This window comes from Spirosoma arboris (assembly GCF_009754945.1).
In the GTDB taxonomy this organism is placed as follows: domain Bacteria; phylum Bacteroidota; class Bacteroidia; order Cytophagales; family Spirosomataceae; genus Spirosoma; species Spirosoma arboris.
Genome location: NZ_WPIN01000006.1, coordinates 69,682 through 91,022, shown reverse-complemented (window position 1 = coordinate 91,022; position 21,341 = coordinate 69,682). Strand labels below are relative to the sequence as shown.

Genomic DNA, 21,341 nt, shown 5'->3' with positions numbered 1-21,341 from the left:
ATAAAGTATATAATTTATAAGTAATTCAAGGGTTTGTATAAAAACCGTATAACTTCATATAGGCAAAATAATATTCCGAAAAGTATCAATTATAGAGAATTTAAGCTATTGACATTAAAATTGAATAAAAATTTGTTTTGTCTTTCCTTAATTCAGTAGCTTTATAAAAAAGTAGCATTTTTCTTAACTTAACACTAACAACTTATGATGAAATCTCTATTTGTGAGTATGCTATTGGCATGCTCGCTCTGGACCACTGCGTGGGCTCAGGAACGGAGGGTAATCGGCAAAGTAACGTCGGCTGAAGATGGATCGCCCTTACCAGGCGTTTCGGTAATTGTAAAAGGGTCAAGTAAGGGCGCATCAACTGATGCAGGTGGCATTTACGACATCTCTGTCCCCGCAAAAGGTACTACCTTAATATTTAGCTTCGTAGGTACCACAACGCAGGAAATCAAGCTCGGTAATGAATCGGAAGTAAACGTCAGCTTAGTCTCTGATTCGCGCCTACTTACCGAAGTGGTTGTAACTGGTAGCGGGGTCGCTACGAGTAAAGCCAAACTCGGTATTGCTGTTGAATCGGTTTCGTCGAAAGATCTCCCACAGACACCGACTGCCTCTATCGATCAGGCCTTAATCGGTAAGATTCCGGGCGCTCAGATTTCGTCGACCAGTGGTAACCCTGGTGACCCCGTCAACATTCTGCTTCGCGGGATCAACAGCGTACAGGGCGGTACGAAACCACTGATCATGGTAGATGGCGTACAGGTTGCTTCTACTGACATTAACTCACTGGATTTAAGCAACGTAGACCGCGTAGAGGTCGTACAGGGTGCTGCTTCAGCCTCTATTTATGGTGCCCAGGGTGCCAACGGTGTAATTCAGATATTTACTAAAAAGGGGAAAAAAGGTCGTACAGCCGTTAATTTCTCGACCAGCTATTCGGCGAACGAGTTTCTCAATACGGGGAATGTACACAAAGCAGAGTTACACCCCTATCTGACCGATGCAAGTGGAAACATCGTCGATGTAAATGGTAAGGTATTAGACTATACGCAGTATGGAGCCATCGAAGGTATTTCGTATAAGTACGGTGGCGCAACTCGCTATGCCATTCAGGATATCCGCAATGATGCCAATACACCGTATAGCGGAAACCTGAAATATTATGATCACTTCAAACAAGTGTTCAACACAGGAAGTACCTGGAATAATAATATCAACATTTCGGGTGCATCAGAAAAAAGTGACTTCAATATAGCAGCGGCAAATAACCATACTGTTTCGCCAATTTTAAAAGGCAATGATGGCGCTGTTGATAGAAGCAACTTATCGGCTAACATAGGCACTGAATTATTCAAAGGATTTACACTCCGTTCTACTACGCAGTTGGTCTACACCAGAAATACCATGAAGCCCGGTTTGGGAGCGGCTTATGGACCATTTAACGGTGGATCCGGGAACGTAGGATCAGTCTATGGCTTTTTAAATACATCGCCTTTCTTCGATTTAACTCGCAAGCTGGCTGATGGAACCTATCCAGTATATCCAACTGCCGACTTCCTTAGTGTTAATGCCGGTAACCCCTACTATCAGGCGGAATACACGGATGCGGTAAATAATAAAATTGACGTTCTCCAAAACTTCAACGCAAACTATAAGGTCAACAAGTTCCTCGAATTAGATGCTAAATATGGTATCAACTACCGGAACGAAACTGCTCGCTGGACGTACTTCAACCAGTCGCAAAATATTAGCTCAGAATATTATCAATCATGGGCAGCAAACTATGCTCCAGATAATAAGGGTGAAATTGACAACTTCCAGTATAACAACACGTTCCAGAACTTCCTGGGTACGGCCTACATACGGACTGATTTCCAAAATGACTTCCATATAAACCTGCCGATCCAGACCAGCACGCAGGTGTCGTTCGATTATCGGAAGAACAAATCGACCCAATATGATACGTATGGTGTAGGCCTAAGTACGTCACCACCGTTCAATATTGGCGCTACCTCAGAGCAGCACGTGGCGACTGACATTGTTACTCCATTCATTACGTATGGGTATCTGGTTAATCAAAAAGTTGACTTTGGCGATTATGGTGGTATTACCGCTGGTTTCCGGAGTGACTGGTCTTCGGCTTTCGGTGGTGGCTCTACGCCATTCACATTCCCGCACTTTGACGGTCATATTTCGCCACTGTCTTTCTTTAAAAACAGCAGCATTGCTAATACCGTATCGTATTTCAAGTTGAGAGCGGCCTATGGCGAAGCGGGTATCCAACCTACTGCTTTTGACCGCTACCCTGTTTTGAGTCAACAGAACCTGGGTTCGGGGTTAAGTTATACGGTTCCGACTACCACAAAAAATGCTAACCTACAGGTAGAAGTATCGAAAGAACTCGAAATTGGTACCGACTTTACCATTGGTGGCAATTCGAACCGGGCATGGCTGAACTCTATTTCGGGCGCGTTCACCTACTGGAAACGGTCGAGCGAAAACGTGATTTATACAGTTAGTGTACCACCTTCCCTTGGTTCGACTGGTCAGTTAACTAATGCCATCAACATGTCATCTAATGGAGTCCAGTTCTCGTTGACCATTCCCGTTTATAAATCCCCAAGCCTGAAGTGGGATTTCACAACGAATTTTGGCCACCAGATCTCCAAAATTGATGCAATCTCGGGTGGTGCCGATATTATCCTGACTTCGAATGCTGGTAGCACCGCGCTGGTTTTAACACCAGGTCAGCCAATTGGTCAAGTGTATGGTTACAAGGCCTTAACTAGCCTGGATTACACTCGTCATGATGGCACAAAGTACATTACGGAAGCAGATAAGGCTAACTACACTATCGTAGACGGTCGTGTAGTCAAAAAATCGGATTATCAAATTCAGTTTACGGATGAAACGTATCCGCTGATGAACCCGAATCCGAAGTTTAACATGTCGTTCATCAATGGCGTCACGTTCAAGAACTTCCTGACCTTAAACTTCCAGTTCGACTGGGTAAACGGCAGCCACCTGTACAACCAAACGAAAGAGTGGTTGTATCGGGATGGAATCAGCGGTGATTTCAGCAAGCAAGTTACCATCGATGGAAAAACAGGCGCTTTCCCTGCCTACTGGTCCAGTGCTTATTATAACCTGTGGGGTAGCACACGGGGTGCGGGTAACAATGCCACCAAAGACTTCTACGTAGAAGATGCTTCTTTCGTACGGTTGCGGAACGTTTCGCTCGCCTTCGATGTCGCCAGACTTGTAAAATTACCGTATCTCAATAAAGTCCAGGTTGTATTTACGGGTCGGAACATCCTGACGTTCACCAAATACTCTGGCTATGATCCTGAAGTTAGTTCTGGCTCTTCTAACTCTTCGTTCGACAGAGGGGTAGACCACAGCACCCTACCAAACATTAAGTCGTATCAGGTTGGACTGAATATCGGGTTCTAATTTTAAACTTCTTTTTCTATGAAACTTCTTACTAATAATAGATTTCTTTCCACGGCTTGTCTGACAGTACTGCTGCTTGGTGCAGTGTCCTGCAAGGATCAATTGGATGTAGGTAACCCCAACGCGCCTACTGTAGCAGCCAATGTTACAGATGAAACTGGCCTTATAACGTTCGCACAGGGTGGTGTCTACATCAATGGCTTTTATAATGGTGATGGCTGGCTGGGAAACAGCTACTTTTCACTGCCCATAGGTTATAGTGAATTGATGGCCGATAACGTAGGAGCTGATGCCTCTAACAACCAGGTTACGACGATAGGTGTACCCGATTATATCATTCTGGATGATGGTACCAAGGTAAGCAATCCAGCTCCACAGGTAGGCATTATTCGATCGTACAATAGTCGTGCAGCAACGGGAGCTGGTAATAATGCAATCTATTACCAATGGCTGAATATGTATGCGTTGAATAATGTATGCAACCAGATATTGGATCTGGCCGGTACGATTAAGTTTACGGGTGATGCAGCCAGCCGGTCTAACACCATGAAAGCATGGGCTTATTGGTGGAAAGGCTATGCTTATGCGTCAATCGGATCGATGTATTATGCTGGTCTTATTGAAGATAAGTCGAACGTAACGAATAGTACATATGTGTTACACGATGCGATCATCAGTAAGTCGAACGATTATTTCAATCTGGCCGCTACAACATTAACTGCGATCACTAGTGCTAGTGATTATCAGGATGTTATAACTAAGCTCATTCCTTCCTTTAATCAGGTAGGCAATGGAGGTGTTCCTACCATCGATATGTGGAAACGGAATATCAACACGATGCTGGCTCGTAATATCCTGGTTAATAAACTAGCTCCGTTTGTGAATGGCAATCCAGCAGCTACCATCTCCAAGTCTTCGACGACGGCTATGACCACTGCCGATTGGAACAGTGTGTTAACCTTAGCTACCAATGGGATTCAAAAAGGAGACGTAGTCTTTACAGGACGGAGCACGGCATCTAACTTTTTCTTCTCGGCTTCGGGCGGTACGGTTGCTGCCTTAACAACGGGTGTAAATACGGCGACTACGTTCAAAATCAGCGAGCGATTCATGCAATCCTTTAATGCAGGTGATAAACGGGTTACGAACAATTTCAACACAGCTACGACCTACAAAAACAACTATACGTTTACCACACGGTATAGCATAACAGCGAATGGTAACGGCGCAGCTGGCGTGTATGTTTACGGAACCAAAGATGTAGGTGCTTATGAAGTCTATATCGCAGGCAGCTACGAAGAGAATGCTCTGATGCTGGCCGAAGCAAATCTGCGCTTGGGCAACATAGAAACCGGCCTGGGTTTTGTTGATGCCGTACGGACCTATCAGGGAGCTGGGGTTGCAGCAGTTGCTGGAACCGGCCTAACGCTATCGAAAGGACTAACGGAATTAACGAAGGAACGAAGAGTATCCCTGTTTGGCAGAGGACTGTCTTATTATGACAACAGACGGTGGGGCTGGACCTATGATATCTCTACAGGTGGCGGTAGCTATGGTAACACGGTTGTAACAACTGCTGGTGTGGTGAATAAAAACGTCACGATCAACTACAACTTCATGGATTATTGGGATGTACCCGCCGATGAGTCGCAGTTGAATCCGACTACATCCAGTGTCGTTACCAAAAACCCCAATTATTAGTCTGCATTCATTTCTTACTAAAACAGAAATAGGACTGCCTAGGCAGTCCTATTTCTGTTTTATGACTTTAGTAGCATGGGCGAAAGCCCCTCAAGTTCCCAAGGTCTCGCTTGGCTACGTTACAAACTCACTGTTTGTTTTCCTGCCTTTAATGGCAACGTTTTCCCTTTCCAGCGCAATGTACCTGTCAGGTCGGCTGGAAGTGTAACACTACCCGTCAGCGCACCCGTTGGCGATTTCTGAAACTGTACGGCAATTTCACCCAATGGGTGAGGCATCTTTCCTTCTACAGTGGTTAGATCGCCCAGAAACGGCTCGATACGCACGGATTTAAAACCCGGTTCAGCGGTTCGGATACCGCAGGTTATCGACAGAAATTCGTACAACGGCGAGGCACTCCAGGCGTGACAATCAGAACGGGTTGGTTCCGGGTTTTCGGCGAAGGTTGTCAGGCCAATAGCCAGCATATCACGCCAGGGTTTTAACTGGGTAATAAACTGATCGCCCAACCCCGTTTTTTTGAGCGCTTCAAACAAATAGAACTTAAAATAGAACGTGGCCTGTGTGAGCGACGTATCTGCCATTGTTTTTTGCAGTAAAGCCCCTTGCTGTTCAACGGGTACAGCGTTGGTCAATACAGCCAGAATATTGGCGTGTTGACTGAATGAGTTCTTATCGGGCGTATCAGCAAAAAGATTACGACCAGCATCCCAACACTGAGTATAGACCGTTTTATTCAATCGTCGGGCCAATTCTCGGTAATGTTCGGCTAGTTCGTTTTTGCCATAATGGGCCAGAAGATCGGCGGCCCGAATATAGGTGTACGCCTGTTGCAGGGATAGAATACTGGAACCGCCTTTGCGTGCCCCATTTGGAATACCTCCCGAAATTTCGTCTTTCGCGTTTTTCCACTTCGACCAGTCGACAAAGTTCCACCACTCCAGTGGTCCGTTGAGGCCGGTTTTGGCAATACGCTGCTCATGCCAATTCAGTACGCCCAGAATACCGGGAAGCATTGATTTCACAAACGCATCATCCTGACGGTGCATCCAATAGTCGTGAAGCATGCAAACCCAGTAGAGTGAAAAGGTCGGAATAACCTGAAAATCAGCTGATGGATAACGGCTTTGGGTAAGCCCATCATTGAAACGGCTATGTTCGTAATCCGTAATCGCTTTTCGCATGAGCCGCTCATCACCCGTTACATAGAGCGAAATCATAGACTGAATCCGGGTATCGCCCGTGTATTGCAATTGCTCGTAGTAAGGGCAATCGTAGTAGGTTTCACCCGCGCACAGCTGGGCCGTTCGCCAGCCAACATTCCAGAGCGCTTTCAGGGTTGTATCGCTGGCAGCAAACTGCGCTTTTTCCTCAAAAGGATAGCCTGTAAATTTCCCGACCAAATCTTCCAGAATCAATGGTTCGTCTTTGGTCTCAACGGTCAGTTGCAGGTAGCGATACGTACGAAACCATAAAGGGCGAAACGTTCTCTTTTCGGTACCGTCAGCGAGTAACTGATCATCGAAGCCGCGCATGGTTCGGCCTTCGACCTCATTTCGATTTCCCTTTTGTCCTTTCGCATCGATCAGCGCTTCGGCATAGGAGAGCGTTACAAGAGCTCCTTTCCCTTTACTAACCGTCAGTTCAGGATAGGCATTTGTCAGATAATTCTGGTCGAGCATAAACACTGCTTTCGTATTAGCAGGAACCGTTACTGGCGATTTACTCTGCAAAAAAGCAGCATCCATCTTGCCATTTTCACTCCGCCGAACCGTTGCCAGTCGAACGACATTTTCTGCCATCATTGGAATCGTTCGCGGTACCAATGCCCAGTTACCGTCTGTGCCCAGACCGCGCGGTTTCGTCGGGAAGCCAAATGGCTTGGCCGTTGCCCAGGCTTTATCATCAAAATTAGACTGCTCCCATCCCCAAGGGTATTTCGAAGCATCGATATGGTCACCATCGCCCATAACAATGTACGTTCTCAGTTTTGGAATATCGTTTTTGACGGGCGAGTAAGCTGGATTCTGAAACACCTTCCAACTAGCATCCGTATTGGCCACTTTTTCAGTCTCCCCATCGCCCTGCAACAGAAAAGCAAGCTGGTAGCTCATCTGCGCAAAAGGCGCACTCTCGCCCATGTACCACACCTGTGCCGCCAGCACATTACGACCTGCCTGTAGGAAGGGCGCGAGGTCGAGCGTTTCGTAATTCCAGTTTTGCGTATCGCTACGTGCTGGTCCCAACGCCACCGCCTTACCATTGACGAACAATCGGTACCGATTATCAGCCGAAACATGAACGACAAAACGGGCAGGCTTTTGAGCCAGGTCAATGGCTTTACGAAAATGATAAATACCATATTGACGCGTTGGAGCCGTCGGATGAACAATCCAGCGGGCAGGCCAATATTGGTTCGTCCAGTCAGGAGCAGGTGTTTGGGCCAGACTGGTCAATTGAGTTACGGAGAAGAGAGCGACAAAGAGTATAACCTGTTTCATAAAAGCCAAATAATTTGCAAGATAAGAGACATTTTTACTGTACTTACTGATTATCCTCGTCTCGTTGTACTTTCGCAACAGATTCCCTAACTCTGGCAACCACATGTATTTTATTGGATTCGATCTTGGTAGTTCGTCTGTCAAAGCTTGTCTACTCGATGCTGATAGCGGTAAAGTTGTCGCATCGGCATTCTTTCCCCAACCCGAAATGATCATCGAAGCTCCGCAAGCGGGGTTCGCTGAACAACAACCCGAATTATGGTGGCAAAATGCCTGCCTGGCCAGTAAGGCGGTGATGCAGCAAGCCAATATCCAATCCAGCGACGTCAAAGCGATCGGCATTTCTTATCAAATGCACGGACTAGTAGTGGTCGATAAGGACTTTAACGTCCTGCGTCCATCCATTATCTGGTGCGATAGTCGGGCCGTTCCCTACGGTAATCAGGCGTTCGACGCCTTAGGCCATGATCGTACCCTACACCATCTGCTTAACTCACCTGGCAATTTCACCGCGGCAAAGCTGGCCTGGGTAAAAGCCAATGAGCCCGATGTGTATGCAAAGGTGGACAAGTTTATGCTACCCGGCGACTATCTGGCTGCCCGCATGACTGGTGACATTGTAACCACTGCATCGGGCCTTTCAGAAGGGGCCTTCTGGGATTTCCAGGCTAGCGAACCTGCCCAGTTTTTACTCGATTATTTCGGTTTCGACGTATCCTTAATTCCGACCATCAAGCCAACATTTGCTCCACAGGGAGAGATAACGGCATCGGCAGCCGCCGAACTGGGCCTTGCCGCAGGAACACCCGTTACGTATCGGGCTGGTGATCAGCCAAACAATGCCTTTTCCCTGAATGTGCTGGAACCCGGCCAGATTGCGGCTACCGCCGGTACATCGGGGGTTGTGTATGGTGTTAGTGATCAGGCTAAATACGATCCAAAATCGCGGGTAAATACGTTTCTGCACGTTAGTAACACGGTCGAGGCTCCACGCTACGGAGTTCTGTTATGTGTAAACGGCACAGGCATTCTGAATAGCTGGCTTCGGAACCAGGTGTTAGGACGCTCCATTGGTTATGATGACATGAATCGATTAGCGCACGAAGCGCCCATTGGTGCCGATGGGCTAGTCTGCCTACCCTTTGGCAACGGCGCCGAACGCATGCTCGAAAACGCAGACTTGGGTGCTTCGTTTCATGGCCTTCAACTGACTCGTCACGGTCTGCCACACATGATTCGGGCCGCGCAGGAAGGTATCGTCTTTGCCCTTTACTACGGCATCCAGATTATGGAAAGCGTGGGCGTGGGACTCCAAACAATTCGGGCGGGTGAGGCCAATATGTTCCTCAGTCCCCTCTTCCGCGACACGATGGCCAACCTGACTGGAGCGACTATTGAATTGTACAATACTGATGGCGCTCAGGGCGCGGCTCGTGGCGCTGGACTAGGCCTGGGTTATTACAAAAACACACAGGAAGCCTTTACCGGATTACATGTAACGAAAACAATTGAGCCTGATATGCGGGCACAGGAAGGATACAGAGATGCCTATGAGCAGTGGCTGGTAGCTTTGCAGGCAAAATGATAGTTTGTTAGTTAGATTTGTATAAACGAATATAACCTACCCCAGGCTTATTGTTCGGCGCACTGTAGACTTGGTCGCCAGTGATACGTCAAAACACAACCTATCTCTCTGTAAACCTTTTATCAAAGAATGAATCCAATCTTCGCAAAACTCAATTACAAAACGCAGCCCGAAATTGTTGTTATCAATTCGCCTGTCGAGTTTGCTCCCGTGGTTGATGAGATGCGGCCACTGGCAGCGATCGTTACTGATCCTCACCAGATTCAGGAAGGGGATTTTGCCATTGCTTTTGTGAAAACGCAGCAGGAAGTCGATACATTAAGTCCCATCCTGGCCGACAAATTGAAAGGCGACGCTATTCTCTGGATGACTTATCCCAAAGGCAGCTCAAAAAAGCATAAATGCGATTTTAATCGGGATACGGGCTGGACCATTTTGGGGACACTAGGATTTGAACCTGTCAGGATGGTCGCTATCGACGAAGACTGGAGCGCGTTGCGATTTCGGCGAGTTGAGTACGTCAAAAAAATGACTCGTCGGGAAGGGACAGCCCTTACCGAAGCAGGAAAAGTAAGAACCCAACAGTAAGCCATCGAAAGGGATTGCCGGACGTGAGGAGAAACTATCATTGGTTTTCTTTCTCGATTACGTATTACCTCAATTCCTATTCCCATGTCTGATGTTAAGTTAACCCTCGGCGAGAAAACGTATTTTCCGTTTGTCGAGAAGCCGATTCAATACGAAGGTCGCGAGTCTGATAACCCACTGGCGTTTAAGTTCTACGATGCCAATCGGCTTATTCTGGGCAAGCCCATGAAGGATTTGTTCCGCTTTGCTACGGCTTACTGGCATACCTTCTGCGGAACTGGAGCAGATCCTTTTGGTCCGGGCGTTAAACACTTCCCCTGGGATGCCAACACCGACCGATTAGCGGCAGCTCACGACAAAATGGATGCGGCTTTCGAGTTCATCACCAAAATCGGCATGGAGTTTTATTGCTTCCACGATGTCGATGTGGCTCCGGAAGGCAACTCAAATGCTGAGTTTGAGAAGAATTTCCGTGCAATTGTCGACTACGCCAAACAGAAACAGGCCGCCAGCGGTGTAAAACTGCTTTGGGGAACAGCCAACCTCTTCTCGCACGAACGCTACATGAATGGGGCGAGTACCAATCCCGATTTTCACGTACTGGCTCATGGCGGTTGGCAGGTGAAAAACGCCATCGATGCAACCATCGAACTGGGCGGTTCTGGCTATACATTCTGGGGAGGCCGCGAAGGCTATATGTCGCTGCTGAACACGAACATGAAGCGGGAAACCGAGCACTTGGCCAAGTTCCTGCAAATCAGCCGCGACTATGCCCGCAAGCAGGGGTTCAAAGGGTCATTTTATATTGAGCCTAAGCCAATGGAACCCAGCAAACACCAGTACGATTTCGACGCAGCTACGGTGGTTGGCTTTCTGAATCGCTATGGTTTACAGGACGATTTCGAACTGAACGTCGAAACCAACCATGCTACGCTGGCCAATCATACCTTCGCACACGAATTGCAGGTTGCTGCCGACAACAATATGCTCGGCAGCATTGACGCCAACCGGGGTGATTACCAGAACGGTTGGGATACCGACCAGTTTCCGGTGGATGTGTATGAACTGACCGAAGCCATGCTGGTTATTCTTGAAGCCGGTGGGTTGAAATCAGGGGGTGTTAATTTCGATGCTAAAACGCGCCGGAATTCCACTGATCTGGACGACATTTTCATCGCGCACATTGGTGGCATGGACACCTTCGCACGGGCAGCCATTGCTGCTGAAGCCATTCTAGCCAAATCGCAATACAAGAAACTCCGCGCCGATCGCTACGCCAGCTTCGACTCTGGCGAGGGTTCTCGTTTTGAAAAAGGCGAATTAACCCTTGAAGACCTTCGGGAGTACGCCATGAAAAATGGAGAAGCCAAACAAATCAGTGGCAAGCAGGAGCTATATGAAATGATTGTAAATCAGTATATTTAGCTGATTTACCAAGCCTTATAGGTTTTAGAAATCTATAAGGCTTGAAAACTTCACTAGCATGTATTCATTTATTGGTATAGGGCCGCTGGAAATTGCCATTTTCTTACTGGCTCTGATTCTCGGTTTTCTGTTACCAATTATAGCACTGGTCGACATTATTCGAAGCGAATTTAAGGGCACAAATGACAAACTGATTTGGGTTATAATCGTGCTATTCTTAAATTTCCTGGGCGCACTGTTGTATTTTTTCATTGGCCGAAACCAACGTATCAAATGAAGTATTTATTCTTACCTATTGCGTTCTTTCTAGCGCTTCCAACATTTGCTCAGTCGGGTGAAGAGGCCGCCGTAAAAGCCACTGTGAATCGGCTATTTGAAGGCATGCAGAAAGCAGACTCAACCATATTAAAACCTCTGTTTACACCCACGGCCCGGCTCCAGACGGTTGCTAACAAACAAGGGGATGTATCGGTAAAGGATGATGCTATTTCATTGTTTATCAATTCCATAGGCAAAGCAAAAGCCGGAACGTTGGATGAACGTCTGGCAAGCATAGACGTAAGAATTGATGGCGAACTAGCCACGGCCTGGACACCCTACGTTTTTTATCGTCAGGAGCAGAAAAGTCACTGTGGTGTCAATGCGTTTACGCTCGTGAAGATGAATGGCAGCTGGAAAATCCAGACGATTATCGACACGCGTCGAAAAGAAAACTGCCCGGATTTGCCGAAGAAATAACTACTTACCACCCCACTCTGGTTTACGCTTTTCCAGAAAGGCCGCCATGCCTTCTCTGGCATCGGGCGTTTGTTGAAGCTGCACAAATTGTTCGTATAAAAAGGCCTGCTGCTCCTGAGATGGCAGGCTTTTTAATTGCTGGTACGTTCGTAAACCCGCTTGCATAGCCATTGGCGAGAACTGTTTTAGTTCATCGGTTAGCTGCCTAATGGCGTTATCCAATTCATCGGTCGAGACAACGTCTGTTACCAAACCAATCGCTCGTGCTTCTATAGCCGAAAGTGTGCGAGCACGAAGACAGAGGTCAAGTGCAGTACGAGCGGGCATAATTTCAAGCAGAATGGCCAGCACCTGAAACGGGAATAAACCCCGCTTTACCTCGGGCAAGCTGAATGTAGTCGAATCAACTGCCACCACATAAGTACTAACGCCAACCAATAGAAATCCACCCGCATACACCGCTCCTTGCACTCTTGCAATACACGGTTTATGTAGCTCTGCCATTAGCTCTCCCAACCGAACCGGTCCCGATGGTGCAGGCACGGTGGTGGTTTCCGAATCGCCTGCCGAAAGGCTTTTCAGGTCCATACCAGCACAAAATGTATCACCCGCAGCGGCCAAAACAACCATCCAGACATCGGCTGAATAATGGGCATACGTCAGCGCAAAGGCAAATTCTGCCAGCATCGGCGGGTTTAGCGCATTCTTTTTTTCAGGGCGATTTAGAGTAATAGTCAGCACATGATCGTTAAGCTCAGTCAGCAAATAGCGAAACCCTTCGGAAGGTAATTGAGCGGTTTGGTCGGCAGTGTACAGCATAGCAGAAAGGTACGGAAATACCGTTAACGAAATCTTTAGAAACAAGTATATGGCTATGTGTCCATTTGCAGTTAGCTAGGAAACCCCGGCCTTTTTTCTAATCAATCCGTCATGAAAACGTTTCTATTTCTATCCCTGGCATTTCTGAGCAGTCAATTAGCCCAGGCTACTCATTTGATTGGTGGTTATATTCAGGTGAAACCTGTCACCGGTTCAACACTTACGTACGAAGCGATAGCGGTTGTCTACTCTTACGCAGGAGCAGCAACGGAGCAGGCATCCTCCTTAAGTATGTGTTTCGGTGATGGTAGCACAAACGAAGTTACGCGTGCCACTCTTCAGTATGTCACGCTCGGAAACAACAATATTAGCTCACGTCTTGGCATTAGTACTTACCGGATTAATCATACTTATGCCGGGCCGGGTGTGTACACGCTAACGACATCACTGTCGAATCGAACACCGGCAGTCAACATCCCCAACAGTACAGTTCAACAGGAACCACTGACGCTTACCACAACATTTACCACTGTTTCGCCTGCGAACCAGACTCCTACTCCATCCATTCCAATAACCGGATTATATATTGCTCTCAATCAAAAAGTTGTGCTGCCTTTACACGCTACAGACGCTGACGGCGATAGTTTAGTGTACGGATTAGTTAAATCACAGACAAGTGCATCGAATGATTTCTGTAATTATCGGCAAATGGCCACCTATCAATTTCCGAACGATGTCACCCATCAGGGAATCTACAAACTCAACAATCGCACGGGCGATTTAACCTGGGATGCGCCTGCTCAACAAGGGAATTATAGTATCGTTATTTCGGTAAGTGAATATAGAAATGGTATTTTCCTCAGTCAAACACTTCAGGAAATCGCGCTAATTGTCGCAGATCAACCCGGCACACCCAGCCCCCTTCCACCTTATGAGCCTGCTATAGAAGGAAATGGCATTATCACAGCCATATCAAAGTATGTAGACTCCGATATACAGCTCACAGCTTTTCCTAGTCCTGTGGACGATCGCTTGCAGGTCGTTATCCAAACGAGTAATCCAACGACAGCGCTTGTACAACTGCTGGATATAAATGGTCGAAACGTTCATGAATTAATCTTCAATCGGGCTGCGCGTGAACACGAAAAAGCCATTGACATGGGGAGTTTGGTACCCGGTACCTATCTGATCCGTGCCACTATTGGGGGGCGCTCGTTGATTAAGAAGATTGTGAAGAAATAAGGATTTCGTAAAATCAGAATAACTGCTTCCAGGTGCCTTTCACCCAGTTGTATTTGAGTGTGCTGGGTAAGGCTCGCCAGAAGTATTTATTCACCTCAACGGCAAAGGAAGGTTGCATATAGCAGTTAATCGCACAGCCTTCGCAAGCGGGCAAGCGCCCTTCTAAGACCACTAATTTCTGTACTTCGTTGGAGCGATAAAGCTCGTAAAGACTATTGTTGATGGAGAAGTCTTTTAGGCCCAAGTGGTAACAGGGTAAGACTAATTTATTTTCGGGAGAGATAACAATTGTGGTACTGGCTGCTCGGCAAATAGGATCTTCGACATGGTTACCGCCATCTCGCCGAAGCTGAATAAAGCCGTCGTTCAGGTAAACGTTTTTCTGCTTTCCCCACCATGACATCTGTTGAAGCGTAGCCTCCGAAAATTGGTCGCCGGTTTCAACAGAATTATAATCAAAGACAGGATTCAGAATCAGGACAAGGTCATTTGGCAGGCAGATTTCTTCGTGCATCTGCCTGATTTGATGCACATTGTGTTCAAATACCGTAAACAGAATATCCGGTCGTTCGCCCAACTGTTTCGCAATGGCAATCGACTCCATGACCTTATCGAAGCATTTTACACCCCGCGATTGGTCATGTTCTTCAGCAATGGGCGAATCGAGTGAGAAATGGAGCATATCGACCAGTCCGCGCAGTTTTTCTGCCTGTTTGGGATATAGCAGCGCGTTGGTCGTAAGGGTAGTGATAAGGCCGAGTTGTTTGGCTTCGTGCAGTAGTTCGGGGAGTTGGCGATGCAGTAAAGGCTCTCCACCCGTAAAATCAATAACCCGAACACCTAGTTTTTTGAGGTCGCGCAGATTCTGACGGGCATTCTCAAGCGTAACGTAAGGGGAAGGCCGCTCCCAGATGTCGCAAAAACTACAACTCGCATTACAGCGATACGTAAGGTAGTAATTGCAAAGAACCGGATGGGAGACAAGGCGCATGGAGCTACAGAGTTTCTAAATCCTCAATTGACAGGCCCGTGTCTTTCATAATTTGCTTTAACAAACCAATACCTAACTCTTTTTTTACCGTGAATGGGTATGGTTGTTCGTAATCCCTCATCGTCGATATAAATCGCGTGGCTACCGCTTTGTCTCGAAAAAGAAAACCCTTTTTGTGCAAGAATTTTGATTAGTTGCCGAGCATTCACCTTTGGGTGTTTATGACTCATGCGGCTATGTCTAATCGCTGAGAAAACAACTCTTCATAAATCGGTTCTTGACGTGCCTGTCGATCTTCAATATGAAGCTGAATAACCTCCCGAAGGTAGCCTAAAGCTTCTTCGGGAGTTTCTCCTTCGGCATAGCAACCTTGCAAAGCGGGGCAGATAGCCAGGTAATTCCCCTCTTCGTCTTGTTGTACAATAACCGTAAATTGATAGTTTCTCATAACTGGTATTACGACAACATCTTAAACAGAGTCACGACCTTGTCTTTCAGGTCTTTCCGGTCGACAATGAAATCGAGGAAGCCGTGATCGAGAACGAACTCAGCACTTTGAAAGCCTTTGGGCAAGTCTTTGCCAATGGTTTCGCGGATGACACGTGGACCTGCAAAACCAATCAGAGATTCAGGTTCGGCAATGTTGAAATCGCCGAGCATGGCGTATGATGCCGTAACTCCACCCGTTGTGGGGTCGGTCAGCAGCGATACATACGGCAATTTTGCCCGATCCAGCAGCGCCAATTTAGCCGACGTTTTGGCCATCTGCATCAGCGAGAAACCAGCTTCCATCATCCGTGCACCACCCGATTTGGAAATCATCAGGAAAGGCGTCTTATTCCTGATTGCATGGTCAATGGCGCGAGCAATTTTTTCGCCCACTACCGAGCCCATAGAGCCGCCGATGAAGTTGAAATCCATGACGGCCATCGTTACAGTCAGGCCGTTCATAGGGCCATAAGCCGTCCGAACCGCATCTTTCAAACCCGTTTTTTCGATGGTTGCCTTAACCCGGGCTGGGTATGGCTTTGTATCTACAAAATTCAGTGGATCAGCCGATTGCATGTTCGCGTCGAGTTCAGTAAACTCATTATCATCGAACAGGATGGAAAAATATGCCTCGGACCCAATTTTCTCGTGATAGTTGCAATGAATACAGGTATACGCGTTGAGTTTGTGCTCTCGCGTCTGCATTGCTTTTTTACAGTTCGGACATTGATACCACAACCCATCGGGAGCTTCCCGCTTCATTTCGGTTGGGGTTTGAATACCTTTATCTTTTCGGACGAACCAGGACATTTTCAGTAAATAGTTAGCAAGAAAGGACTGTAAAGGTACAAAGAAAACTAGACCAACGAGTACACAGTAACTTTGTAGTCAATCATTCGACAACTGACGCTTATGGTAGAAGGACCGCTTTATTGAAAAACCAGACAGTCGTTTTACGATTCGTTCGGTTTTTTTATGCCTGATAAAGTTGTTGATTTGCCCTATGAAACACGCATTCACGGTTTTACTATTGGGCGTTACGTTATCCGCCTTTGGTCAGGCTTCGGTAGCCTACTACCCGTTCAACAACATTATTACGGTCAGTTCCAATGCCGACCGCGCCTTCTGGTTCGACGGTCGCCTACAGACGAATACTATTTTCGGCTCGCTCAGTACCACTTTATGCCCAATGGTCAATGTGTCCCGAAAATCCCAGGTAAATTTTTACACGGGGTTGGGTGTACGATTCAATGCACTCAATGGAATTGATGATCGGGATATTCTGGAAGGCTATTCGCTGCACGTGGGTGCCCGAATAAAACCGCTGACCTTCATGCCCAACCTGCGTGTTGCCTTCGAAATAGCGCCTTATTCACGCAAAGATTTCAAAACTGGCAATCTCCAGTCGTTTCTGGGATTGGTGTATCAGTTCAGTAAGAGAAAGTGAAGAGGTTAGTAATGGAGTAGGTGTAGTGAGTGAAGTGGTTTAACCGACTGCACTTACTACACCTACTCCATTACTAACCTCTTCACCTACTTCTGATTATACGACATCGTGCCGTGTTCGAGTTTGTCGGCCCGGTCGAATAGTTGCAGTGCCTTCTGGAAGGTATCATCGCTATTGCTGATGACCCGGAAGAACTCGTTATTCTGTCCAGCTTTATTGTTTTTCTGGTAAACAGAACGGGCTACCAATGCCTTGATCTGATTGCGGATATAGTTTTTCGAGCGATTATATTCTTTCTCGTTAAACTTAATTCCCTCGCTGGTGGCAATTTTCACCAATCGGCCCATCTGCTCATCGTTAATGGTAACGGTGCGATTGAACTCATCGAATGGCATTTTCTCCAGCTTCTTCTGATTGTCATTGGCATATTCCATAGCAAACTCACGGATGATATTCTTGCCGTAAAGCTGTACTAAGTACGCCGTTTGCCAGGTCGAATCGCGCGGAATGAAGTAATCCGGCGTGATACCACCGCCACCATACACAACCCGGCCGCCATCCGTCTTGAACTTCAGTTTGGGGTCATTTTTAATGGAATCGGCAATGTAGTATTCACCCCGTTTCGAGCGCAATTCAAGATCTTTTTCGTAATCACCTTCGTGACCCGGCACGTAAGGTTTCTGAATACTCCGACCGCTAGGCGTATAATAGCGAGAGATTGTCAACCGAAGTTCAGACCCATCGGAAAGCGTAACTGGCATTTGCACCAGACCTTTACCAAACGACCGACGGCCCGCAATCAGAGCACGGTCATGATCCTGTAAGGCACCCGATACAATTTCGGAAGCCGATGCGCTTCCTTCATCGACCAGTACAACCAATGGGCCTTCTTCAAACTGTCCGGCAATATGTGCGTAGGTTTTTCGGTCGTAGCGATTGTCTTTCCCGTCGGTATACACCAGCAGTTTATTCCCCGAAATGAATTCATCCGCAATGTTCGTTGCCCGGTCCATATAACCGCCAGGGTTGTTGCGCAGGTCCATCATCAACTGCGTCATTCCCTTCGATTTAAGTGAAGCCAACGCGGTTTTGAACTCATCGTAGGTCGTTTCGGAGAAGCGGTTGATTTTGATATAGCCCGTTTTGGCATCAATCATATAAGCCGCATCAACCGAGTAAGTTGGAATGCGATCACGAGTGATATTAAACTCTTTGGGTTGCTTATCGCCCTTTCGCAAAATAGTCAGCTTAACATCGGTACCACGTTTGCCACGCAGCGCCTTAAACACGGCGCTGTTTTCAATTTTGGTACCTGCCAGAGGCTTATCATCGACCTTAATGATCTTATCACCACTCAAAATCCCGGCAGATTCAGACGGGCCACCGGCTAAGGGTGTAACGACATAAACGGTGTCTTTGTAGATATTGAACTCTACACCAATGCCATCGAAACCACCTTCGAGCTGCGACCGAGCCGCCACGGCATCCTGTGGATTCATGTAGGCCGTGTGCGGATCGAGTTTCTCAAGCATTTTCGTGATTGAATAATCGACCAAATCGTCGGTATTGACCGTATCAACGTAGTTATTCTCAATCAGTTGCAGAATTTCCCGGTACTTCGCATAACCATGACCAATGCTGTTCATGCTTTTAGAACCACCAAAAAAAGTGGCACCAATGAGCATTCCTCCGGCCAGCGTAATACCCAAAATCATCGGTAGCCGAACCGTTGCTTTATCGTTTTGAATCCCATTTTTAGGGTCGTTATCTCCATGACCCAATGGTTCATTCGCAGTATTTGTTGTGTCTTCCATTCGTTGGTCTCTTAACGGTGCCGTGTATACTCACATAACGTTTTGAAGATAGCGAAATGTTTGCCAGAAATAAACTAAGAACTTAAAAAATCATAAAAGCGAGTATTCCTCTAATCTATGGCCTTCACTAAGACCACAAACCAGAGGAATGCTCGTGCAGATTACAGTTAAGGCTGATACTCGTTCAGGGTGTAAACCGTTACGCCGGGCATCGCTTTCAACAGGCTCACCATCAGTTCCCGGTGCGAAGCCCCTACTCCCACAACAACCCGCCGAGCACCTAGTTGTCGGGCTCGAGTTACGATATTATGGCACATACCTTCGTTACGAAGTGTCCAGTACTTAAGCATCTCGCGAACGCCGTTCTCAGGAAATCCCTTTAAGCCAAACAGGTACCGATTCCCGTAGAAATTACCAAAATCGGTGTATTTATCCCAATCTGCGGTATTCAGGAACTCTGTCGATTTACCGGCCTGGTTAGCCTTATTAAGTAATCGTTGAAGCGCATTATTTTCATTGTTCAGTTTCAGATAGGTCCGATAATCAGCGGAGTTGGTATCAGCTTCGATTGACTTTTCAAAAATTTTGTACAGCGAATCCGTTTTTTCCCAGGCTGCACTCCAAGGCGTGTTGTATTTCTGACAATCCATCGGCATAATTTTATCCAGTTTCAGCGACTGAGCAATTGGATGGAAAATGTTATAATATTCGTTTGAGCGTCGGAAACCAACATTTTTTAGGGAATCAACGGGGCCAAGTATGTGAGTAAACGCGGCCACCTCTTCGGCACCAAATGCAGGCCGCAGTTTGTCGAGCAGGTAGAACTGATACGAAGCATTGCCGAAATCATGCGTCAGGAATAAGGCATGGGCCAGTTTCATGCGCTCCTGATGGAAATACGGATGCTTCTGAAGTAACTTATATTGACCAGCGATGAATGCTTTAGGATGTTTCGGTAAAGGATAGCCTATTTTGGTCAGGTACGCCAGGCGTTTATCGATCGCTTCTTTGTTCCAGTGGCGGTCCAAGGCATCATAATCTTCAGGCGACAGATTTTCGCCAAATACGGCATCTGGTTTAAACGCAAGTGCCTTATTGACTGGATAGGAAAAGTCTTCAATAGGCTTGGTCCCATAGTCATGAGCGGCTGCAATAAAGAGAATTTCGAGTGGCTGTTCGTTCTTCGCCGATTGAGCATTGGCCAGAAACGAACTGGTTATCAGCAAAAGTGAAGCAAGTAATTTCATGATGGTTGACCTGAGTTGGTGAATTGATGGATCAAAGGTGCGGCCTCCGCCCGACCCCGGCCAACTCTATTCGACCAACCTCTTCATTGTGTCGGCTAACAGTATTCTGGACCGACCAACGCCCCTATAAAACTCTAAACGCGTTGGTCGGCCAAAACTCGGTGTTGGTCGATTAAGCTTGCTACTTCGGGTTCGACTGCGGTATTTCGTGCATCCATTAATTTGATCTCGTATGGTCCTGGGTATTCCTTTCTTTCTCAACAACCGCACCCACGTTCGCAACCTGGTTTATCTGCTGCTTTGGGCCATAATGGTTGTACTCAATGCCGACGATCCAAAAAAGAATTCCCTATTTTTCGATCCACTCGAAATTTCCTTTAGTCTGGCGTTCTGGTTTACGTCCTGGTTCGAACACGCCATTGTGCTCACCCGCTACCTCAATCGCCAGAAAATAGGCTGGGCGGTTTTAGGATCAGCCCTTGCGATTGGCGTGTTTATCGCCATCCGGTATTTTCTGGAACAAGTACTTTACTGGCATCTATTTGGCTTTACGAATTACGACCCCGATGTTTCCAAATTCGCTTATGCCTGGGATAATCGGTATTATGCCTTGTGGGCCATCGGTCTGGGACTGGCGTTTAAAATTATGGAAGACTGGTTTGTTCATGAGCAGGAACGGACCGCACTCGTGAGCGAACGTAACACGGCCGAACTGGCCTTCCTGAAGTCGCAGGTGAATCCGCATTTTTTGTTCAATACCCTCAACAATATTTATTCGCTTGCTTATACCAAATCGGATGCCGCTCCGGGTGCCATTCTGAAACTATCGGAACTGATGCGCTACATGCTTTACGATAGCAACGGACAAAACGGCGGAACGGGACGAGTCCCACTGTCAAAAGAAGTGGCTTATCTGCAAAACTACGTTGAACTCGAAAAGCTTCGGGTAGTAAATGCCAACGTGCTATTTAGTGTGGATGGTAATACCGATTTGTTCCGTATCGAGCCGTTGCTGCTGGTATCATTTGTCGAAAACGCCTTCAAACACGGTGATCTGACCGACCCGAACCATCCATTGGTCCTTGATTTGAGTGTTCGAAATGGTAGATTGCGCTTCGATACACTGAACAAAAAAATAAGCCGTCAAAACGATTCGGTGGGTGGGATTGGGTTAACGAATGTGCAACGTCGGCTGGCGTTACTTTATCCGAATCAGCATACGTTACACATTACCAATGAGCCTGACAGTTACGCCTGCTCGTTGGAATTGAGTTTATAAGTTGCCTCTCCAATAC

Annotated in this window: 18 protein-coding genes; 10 read left to right on the top strand and 8 right to left on the bottom strand. The window is 47.0% G+C overall.

Annotated features, from left to right (window positions below; translation table 11 throughout):
• Positions 1–204: 204 nt before the first annotated feature.
• Together GO755_RS17440 and GO755_RS17435 are read left to right on the top strand one after the other, a co-directional pair.
• Complete coding sequence (locus GO755_RS17440) at positions 205–3,459, top strand: SusC/RagA family TonB-linked outer membrane protein (RefSeq protein ID WP_157586473.1); 3,255 nt, start codon at positions 205–207, stop codon at positions 3,457–3,459.
• Between the two features lie 18 nt (positions 3,460–3,477).
• Complete coding sequence (locus GO755_RS17435; protein WP_157586472.1) at positions 3,478–5,160, top strand: RagB/SusD family nutrient uptake outer membrane protein; 1,683 nt, start codon at positions 3,478–3,480, stop codon at positions 5,158–5,160.
• A gap of 119 nt (positions 5,161–5,279) precedes the next feature.
• Here the strand turns inward: GO755_RS17435 and GO755_RS17430 are convergent, their stop codons facing one another.
• Complete coding sequence (locus GO755_RS17430; RefSeq protein WP_157586471.1) at positions 5,280–7,661, bottom strand: alpha-L-rhamnosidase-related protein; 2,382 nt, start codon at positions 7,659–7,661, stop codon at positions 5,280–5,282.
• Between the two features lie 103 nt (positions 7,662–7,764).
• Here GO755_RS17430 and GO755_RS17425 point away from each other — a divergent pair, with 103 nt between their 5' ends.
• From GO755_RS17425 to GO755_RS17405, 5 genes are all read left to right on the top strand, one after another.
• Positions 7,765–9,246: a xylulokinase gene (locus GO755_RS17425; RefSeq protein WP_157586470.1), complete on the top strand. Its 1,482-nt coding sequence runs from the start codon at positions 7,765–7,767 to the stop codon at positions 9,244–9,246.
• A 129-nt stretch (positions 9,247–9,375) separates the two neighbouring features.
• Positions 9,376–9,834: a hypothetical protein gene (locus tag GO755_RS17420; RefSeq protein WP_157586469.1), complete on the top strand. Its 459-nt coding sequence runs from the start codon at positions 9,376–9,378 to the stop codon at positions 9,832–9,834.
• Between the two features lie 84 nt (positions 9,835–9,918).
• Positions 9,919–11,259: a xylose isomerase gene (gene xylA / locus GO755_RS17415; protein WP_157586468.1), complete on the top strand. Its 1,341-nt coding sequence runs from the start codon at positions 9,919–9,921 to the stop codon at positions 11,257–11,259.
• Between the two features lie 58 nt (positions 11,260–11,317).
• Positions 11,318–11,536 (top strand): PLDc N-terminal domain-containing protein, encoded by a 219-nt coding sequence (locus GO755_RS17410; RefSeq protein ID WP_157586467.1) that lies wholly within the window; start codon positions 11,318–11,320, stop codon positions 11,534–11,536.
• Positions 11,533–11,997 (top strand): nuclear transport factor 2 family protein, encoded by a 465-nt coding sequence (locus GO755_RS17405; protein WP_157586466.1) that lies wholly within the window; start codon positions 11,533–11,535, stop codon positions 11,995–11,997. Before GO755_RS17410 ends, GO755_RS17405 begins: the two co-directional genes overlap by 4 nt.
• Here the strand turns inward: GO755_RS17405 and GO755_RS17400 are convergent, their stop codons facing one another.
• A complete protein-coding gene (locus tag GO755_RS17400) occupies positions 11,998–12,816 on the bottom strand; it encodes an enoyl-CoA hydratase-related protein (protein WP_157586465.1) in 819 nt (272 codons plus the stop codon).
• A gap of 111 nt (positions 12,817–12,927) precedes the next feature.
• Here GO755_RS17400 and GO755_RS17395 point away from each other — a divergent pair, with 111 nt between their 5' ends.
• Positions 12,928–14,058, top strand: coding sequence for a T9SS type A sorting domain-containing protein (locus tag GO755_RS17395; RefSeq protein WP_157586464.1), 1,131 nt, complete (start codon positions 12,928–12,930; stop codon positions 14,056–14,058).
• Between the two features lie 13 nt (positions 14,059–14,071).
• On the opposite strand, the gene GO755_RS17390 is transcribed toward GO755_RS17395, so the two are convergent.
• The 4 genes from GO755_RS17390 to accD are packed head-to-tail and all read right to left on the bottom strand — an operon-like array spanning position 14,072 to position 16,348.
• On the bottom strand, positions 14,072–15,049 hold the full coding sequence (locus tag GO755_RS17390) for a radical SAM protein (RefSeq protein WP_157586463.1): 978 nt from the start codon (positions 15,047–15,049) through the stop codon (positions 14,072–14,074).
• Between the two features lie 23 nt (positions 15,050–15,072).
• Positions 15,073–15,279 (bottom strand): type II toxin-antitoxin system HicA family toxin, encoded by a 207-nt coding sequence (locus GO755_RS42185; protein ID WP_157586462.1) that lies wholly within the window; start codon positions 15,277–15,279, stop codon positions 15,073–15,075.
• Positions 15,276–15,497 (bottom strand): type II toxin-antitoxin system HicB family antitoxin, encoded by a 222-nt coding sequence (locus GO755_RS17380; protein ID WP_157586461.1) that lies wholly within the window; start codon positions 15,495–15,497, stop codon positions 15,276–15,278. The genes GO755_RS42185 and GO755_RS17380 overlap by 4 nt, the downstream gene beginning before the upstream one ends.
• A gap of 8 nt (positions 15,498–15,505) precedes the next feature.
• Positions 15,506–16,348, bottom strand: coding sequence for an acetyl-CoA carboxylase, carboxyltransferase subunit beta (gene accD / locus GO755_RS17375; RefSeq protein ID WP_157586460.1), 843 nt, complete (start codon positions 16,346–16,348; stop codon positions 15,506–15,508).
• Positions 16,349–16,541: 193 nt separating this feature from the next.
• Here accD and GO755_RS17370 point away from each other — a divergent pair, with 193 nt between their 5' ends.
• A complete protein-coding gene (locus tag GO755_RS17370) occupies positions 16,542–16,985 on the top strand; it encodes a hypothetical protein (protein ID WP_157586459.1) in 444 nt (147 codons plus the stop codon).
• Positions 16,986–17,071: 86 nt separating this feature from the next.
• Here GO755_RS17370 and GO755_RS17365 read toward each other — a convergent pair whose 3' ends face one another.
• A complete protein-coding gene (locus GO755_RS17365) occupies positions 17,072–18,799 on the bottom strand; it encodes a S41 family peptidase (RefSeq protein WP_157586458.1) in 1,728 nt (575 codons plus the stop codon).
• Positions 18,800–18,966: 167 nt separating this feature from the next.
• Complete coding sequence (locus tag GO755_RS17360; RefSeq protein WP_157586457.1) at positions 18,967–20,046, bottom strand: DUF5694 domain-containing protein; 1,080 nt, start codon at positions 20,044–20,046, stop codon at positions 18,967–18,969.
• A gap of 232 nt (positions 20,047–20,278) precedes the next feature.
• Here GO755_RS17360 and GO755_RS17355 point away from each other — a divergent pair, with 232 nt between their 5' ends.
• The gene (locus GO755_RS17355) at positions 20,279–21,325 is read left to right on the top strand and encodes a sensor histidine kinase (RefSeq protein WP_157586456.1); all 1,047 of its coding nucleotides are present in this window, start codon (positions 20,279–20,281) and stop codon (positions 21,323–21,325) included.
• Positions 21,326–21,341: the final 16 nt, after the last annotated feature.

Coding starts and splice junctions, on each gene's coding strand:
- GO755_RS17355 (WP_157586456.1), top strand. CDS start 20,279: ATGGTCCTGGGTATTCCTTTCTTTCTCAACAACCGCACCCACGTTCGC.
- GO755_RS42185 (WP_157586462.1), bottom strand. CDS start 15,279: ATGAGTCATAAACACCCAAAGGTGAATGCTCGGCAACTAATCAAAATT.
- GO755_RS17395 (WP_157586464.1), top strand. CDS start 12,928: ATGAAAACGTTTCTATTTCTATCCCTGGCATTTCTGAGCAGTCAATTA.
- GO755_RS17430 (WP_157586471.1), bottom strand. CDS start 7,661: ATGAAACAGGTTATACTCTTTGTCGCTCTCTTCTCCGTAACTCAATTG.
- GO755_RS17380 (WP_157586461.1), bottom strand. CDS start 15,497: ATGAGAAACTATCAATTTACGGTTATTGTACAACAAGACGAAGAGGGG.
- GO755_RS17360 (WP_157586457.1), bottom strand. CDS start 20,046: ATGAAATTACTTGCTTCACTTTTGCTGATAACCAGTTCGTTTCTGGCC.
- GO755_RS17420 (WP_157586469.1), top strand. CDS start 9,376: ATGAATCCAATCTTCGCAAAACTCAATTACAAAACGCAGCCCGAAATT.
- GO755_RS17390 (WP_157586463.1), bottom strand. CDS start 15,049: ATGCGCCTTGTCTCCCATCCGGTTCTTTGCAATTACTACCTTACGTAT.
- GO755_RS17370 (WP_157586459.1), top strand. CDS start 16,542: ATGAAACACGCATTCACGGTTTTACTATTGGGCGTTACGTTATCCGCC.
- GO755_RS17440 (WP_157586473.1), top strand. CDS start 205: ATGATGAAATCTCTATTTGTGAGTATGCTATTGGCATGCTCGCTCTGG.
- GO755_RS17400 (WP_157586465.1), bottom strand. CDS start 12,816: ATGCTGTACACTGCCGACCAAACCGCTCAATTACCTTCCGAAGGGTTT.
- GO755_RS17365 (WP_157586458.1), bottom strand. CDS start 18,799: ATGGAAGACACAACAAATACTGCGAATGAACCATTGGGTCATGGAGAT.
- GO755_RS17435 (WP_157586472.1), top strand. CDS start 3,478: ATGAAACTTCTTACTAATAATAGATTTCTTTCCACGGCTTGTCTGACA.
- GO755_RS17405 (WP_157586466.1), top strand. CDS start 11,533: ATGAAGTATTTATTCTTACCTATTGCGTTCTTTCTAGCGCTTCCAACA.
- accD (WP_157586460.1), bottom strand. CDS start 16,348: ATGTCCTGGTTCGTCCGAAAAGATAAAGGTATTCAAACCCCAACCGAA.
- GO755_RS17425 (WP_157586470.1), top strand. CDS start 7,765: ATGTATTTTATTGGATTCGATCTTGGTAGTTCGTCTGTCAAAGCTTGT.
- GO755_RS17410 (WP_157586467.1), top strand. CDS start 11,318: ATGTATTCATTTATTGGTATAGGGCCGCTGGAAATTGCCATTTTCTTA.
- xylA (WP_157586468.1), top strand. CDS start 9,919: ATGTCTGATGTTAAGTTAACCCTCGGCGAGAAAACGTATTTTCCGTTT.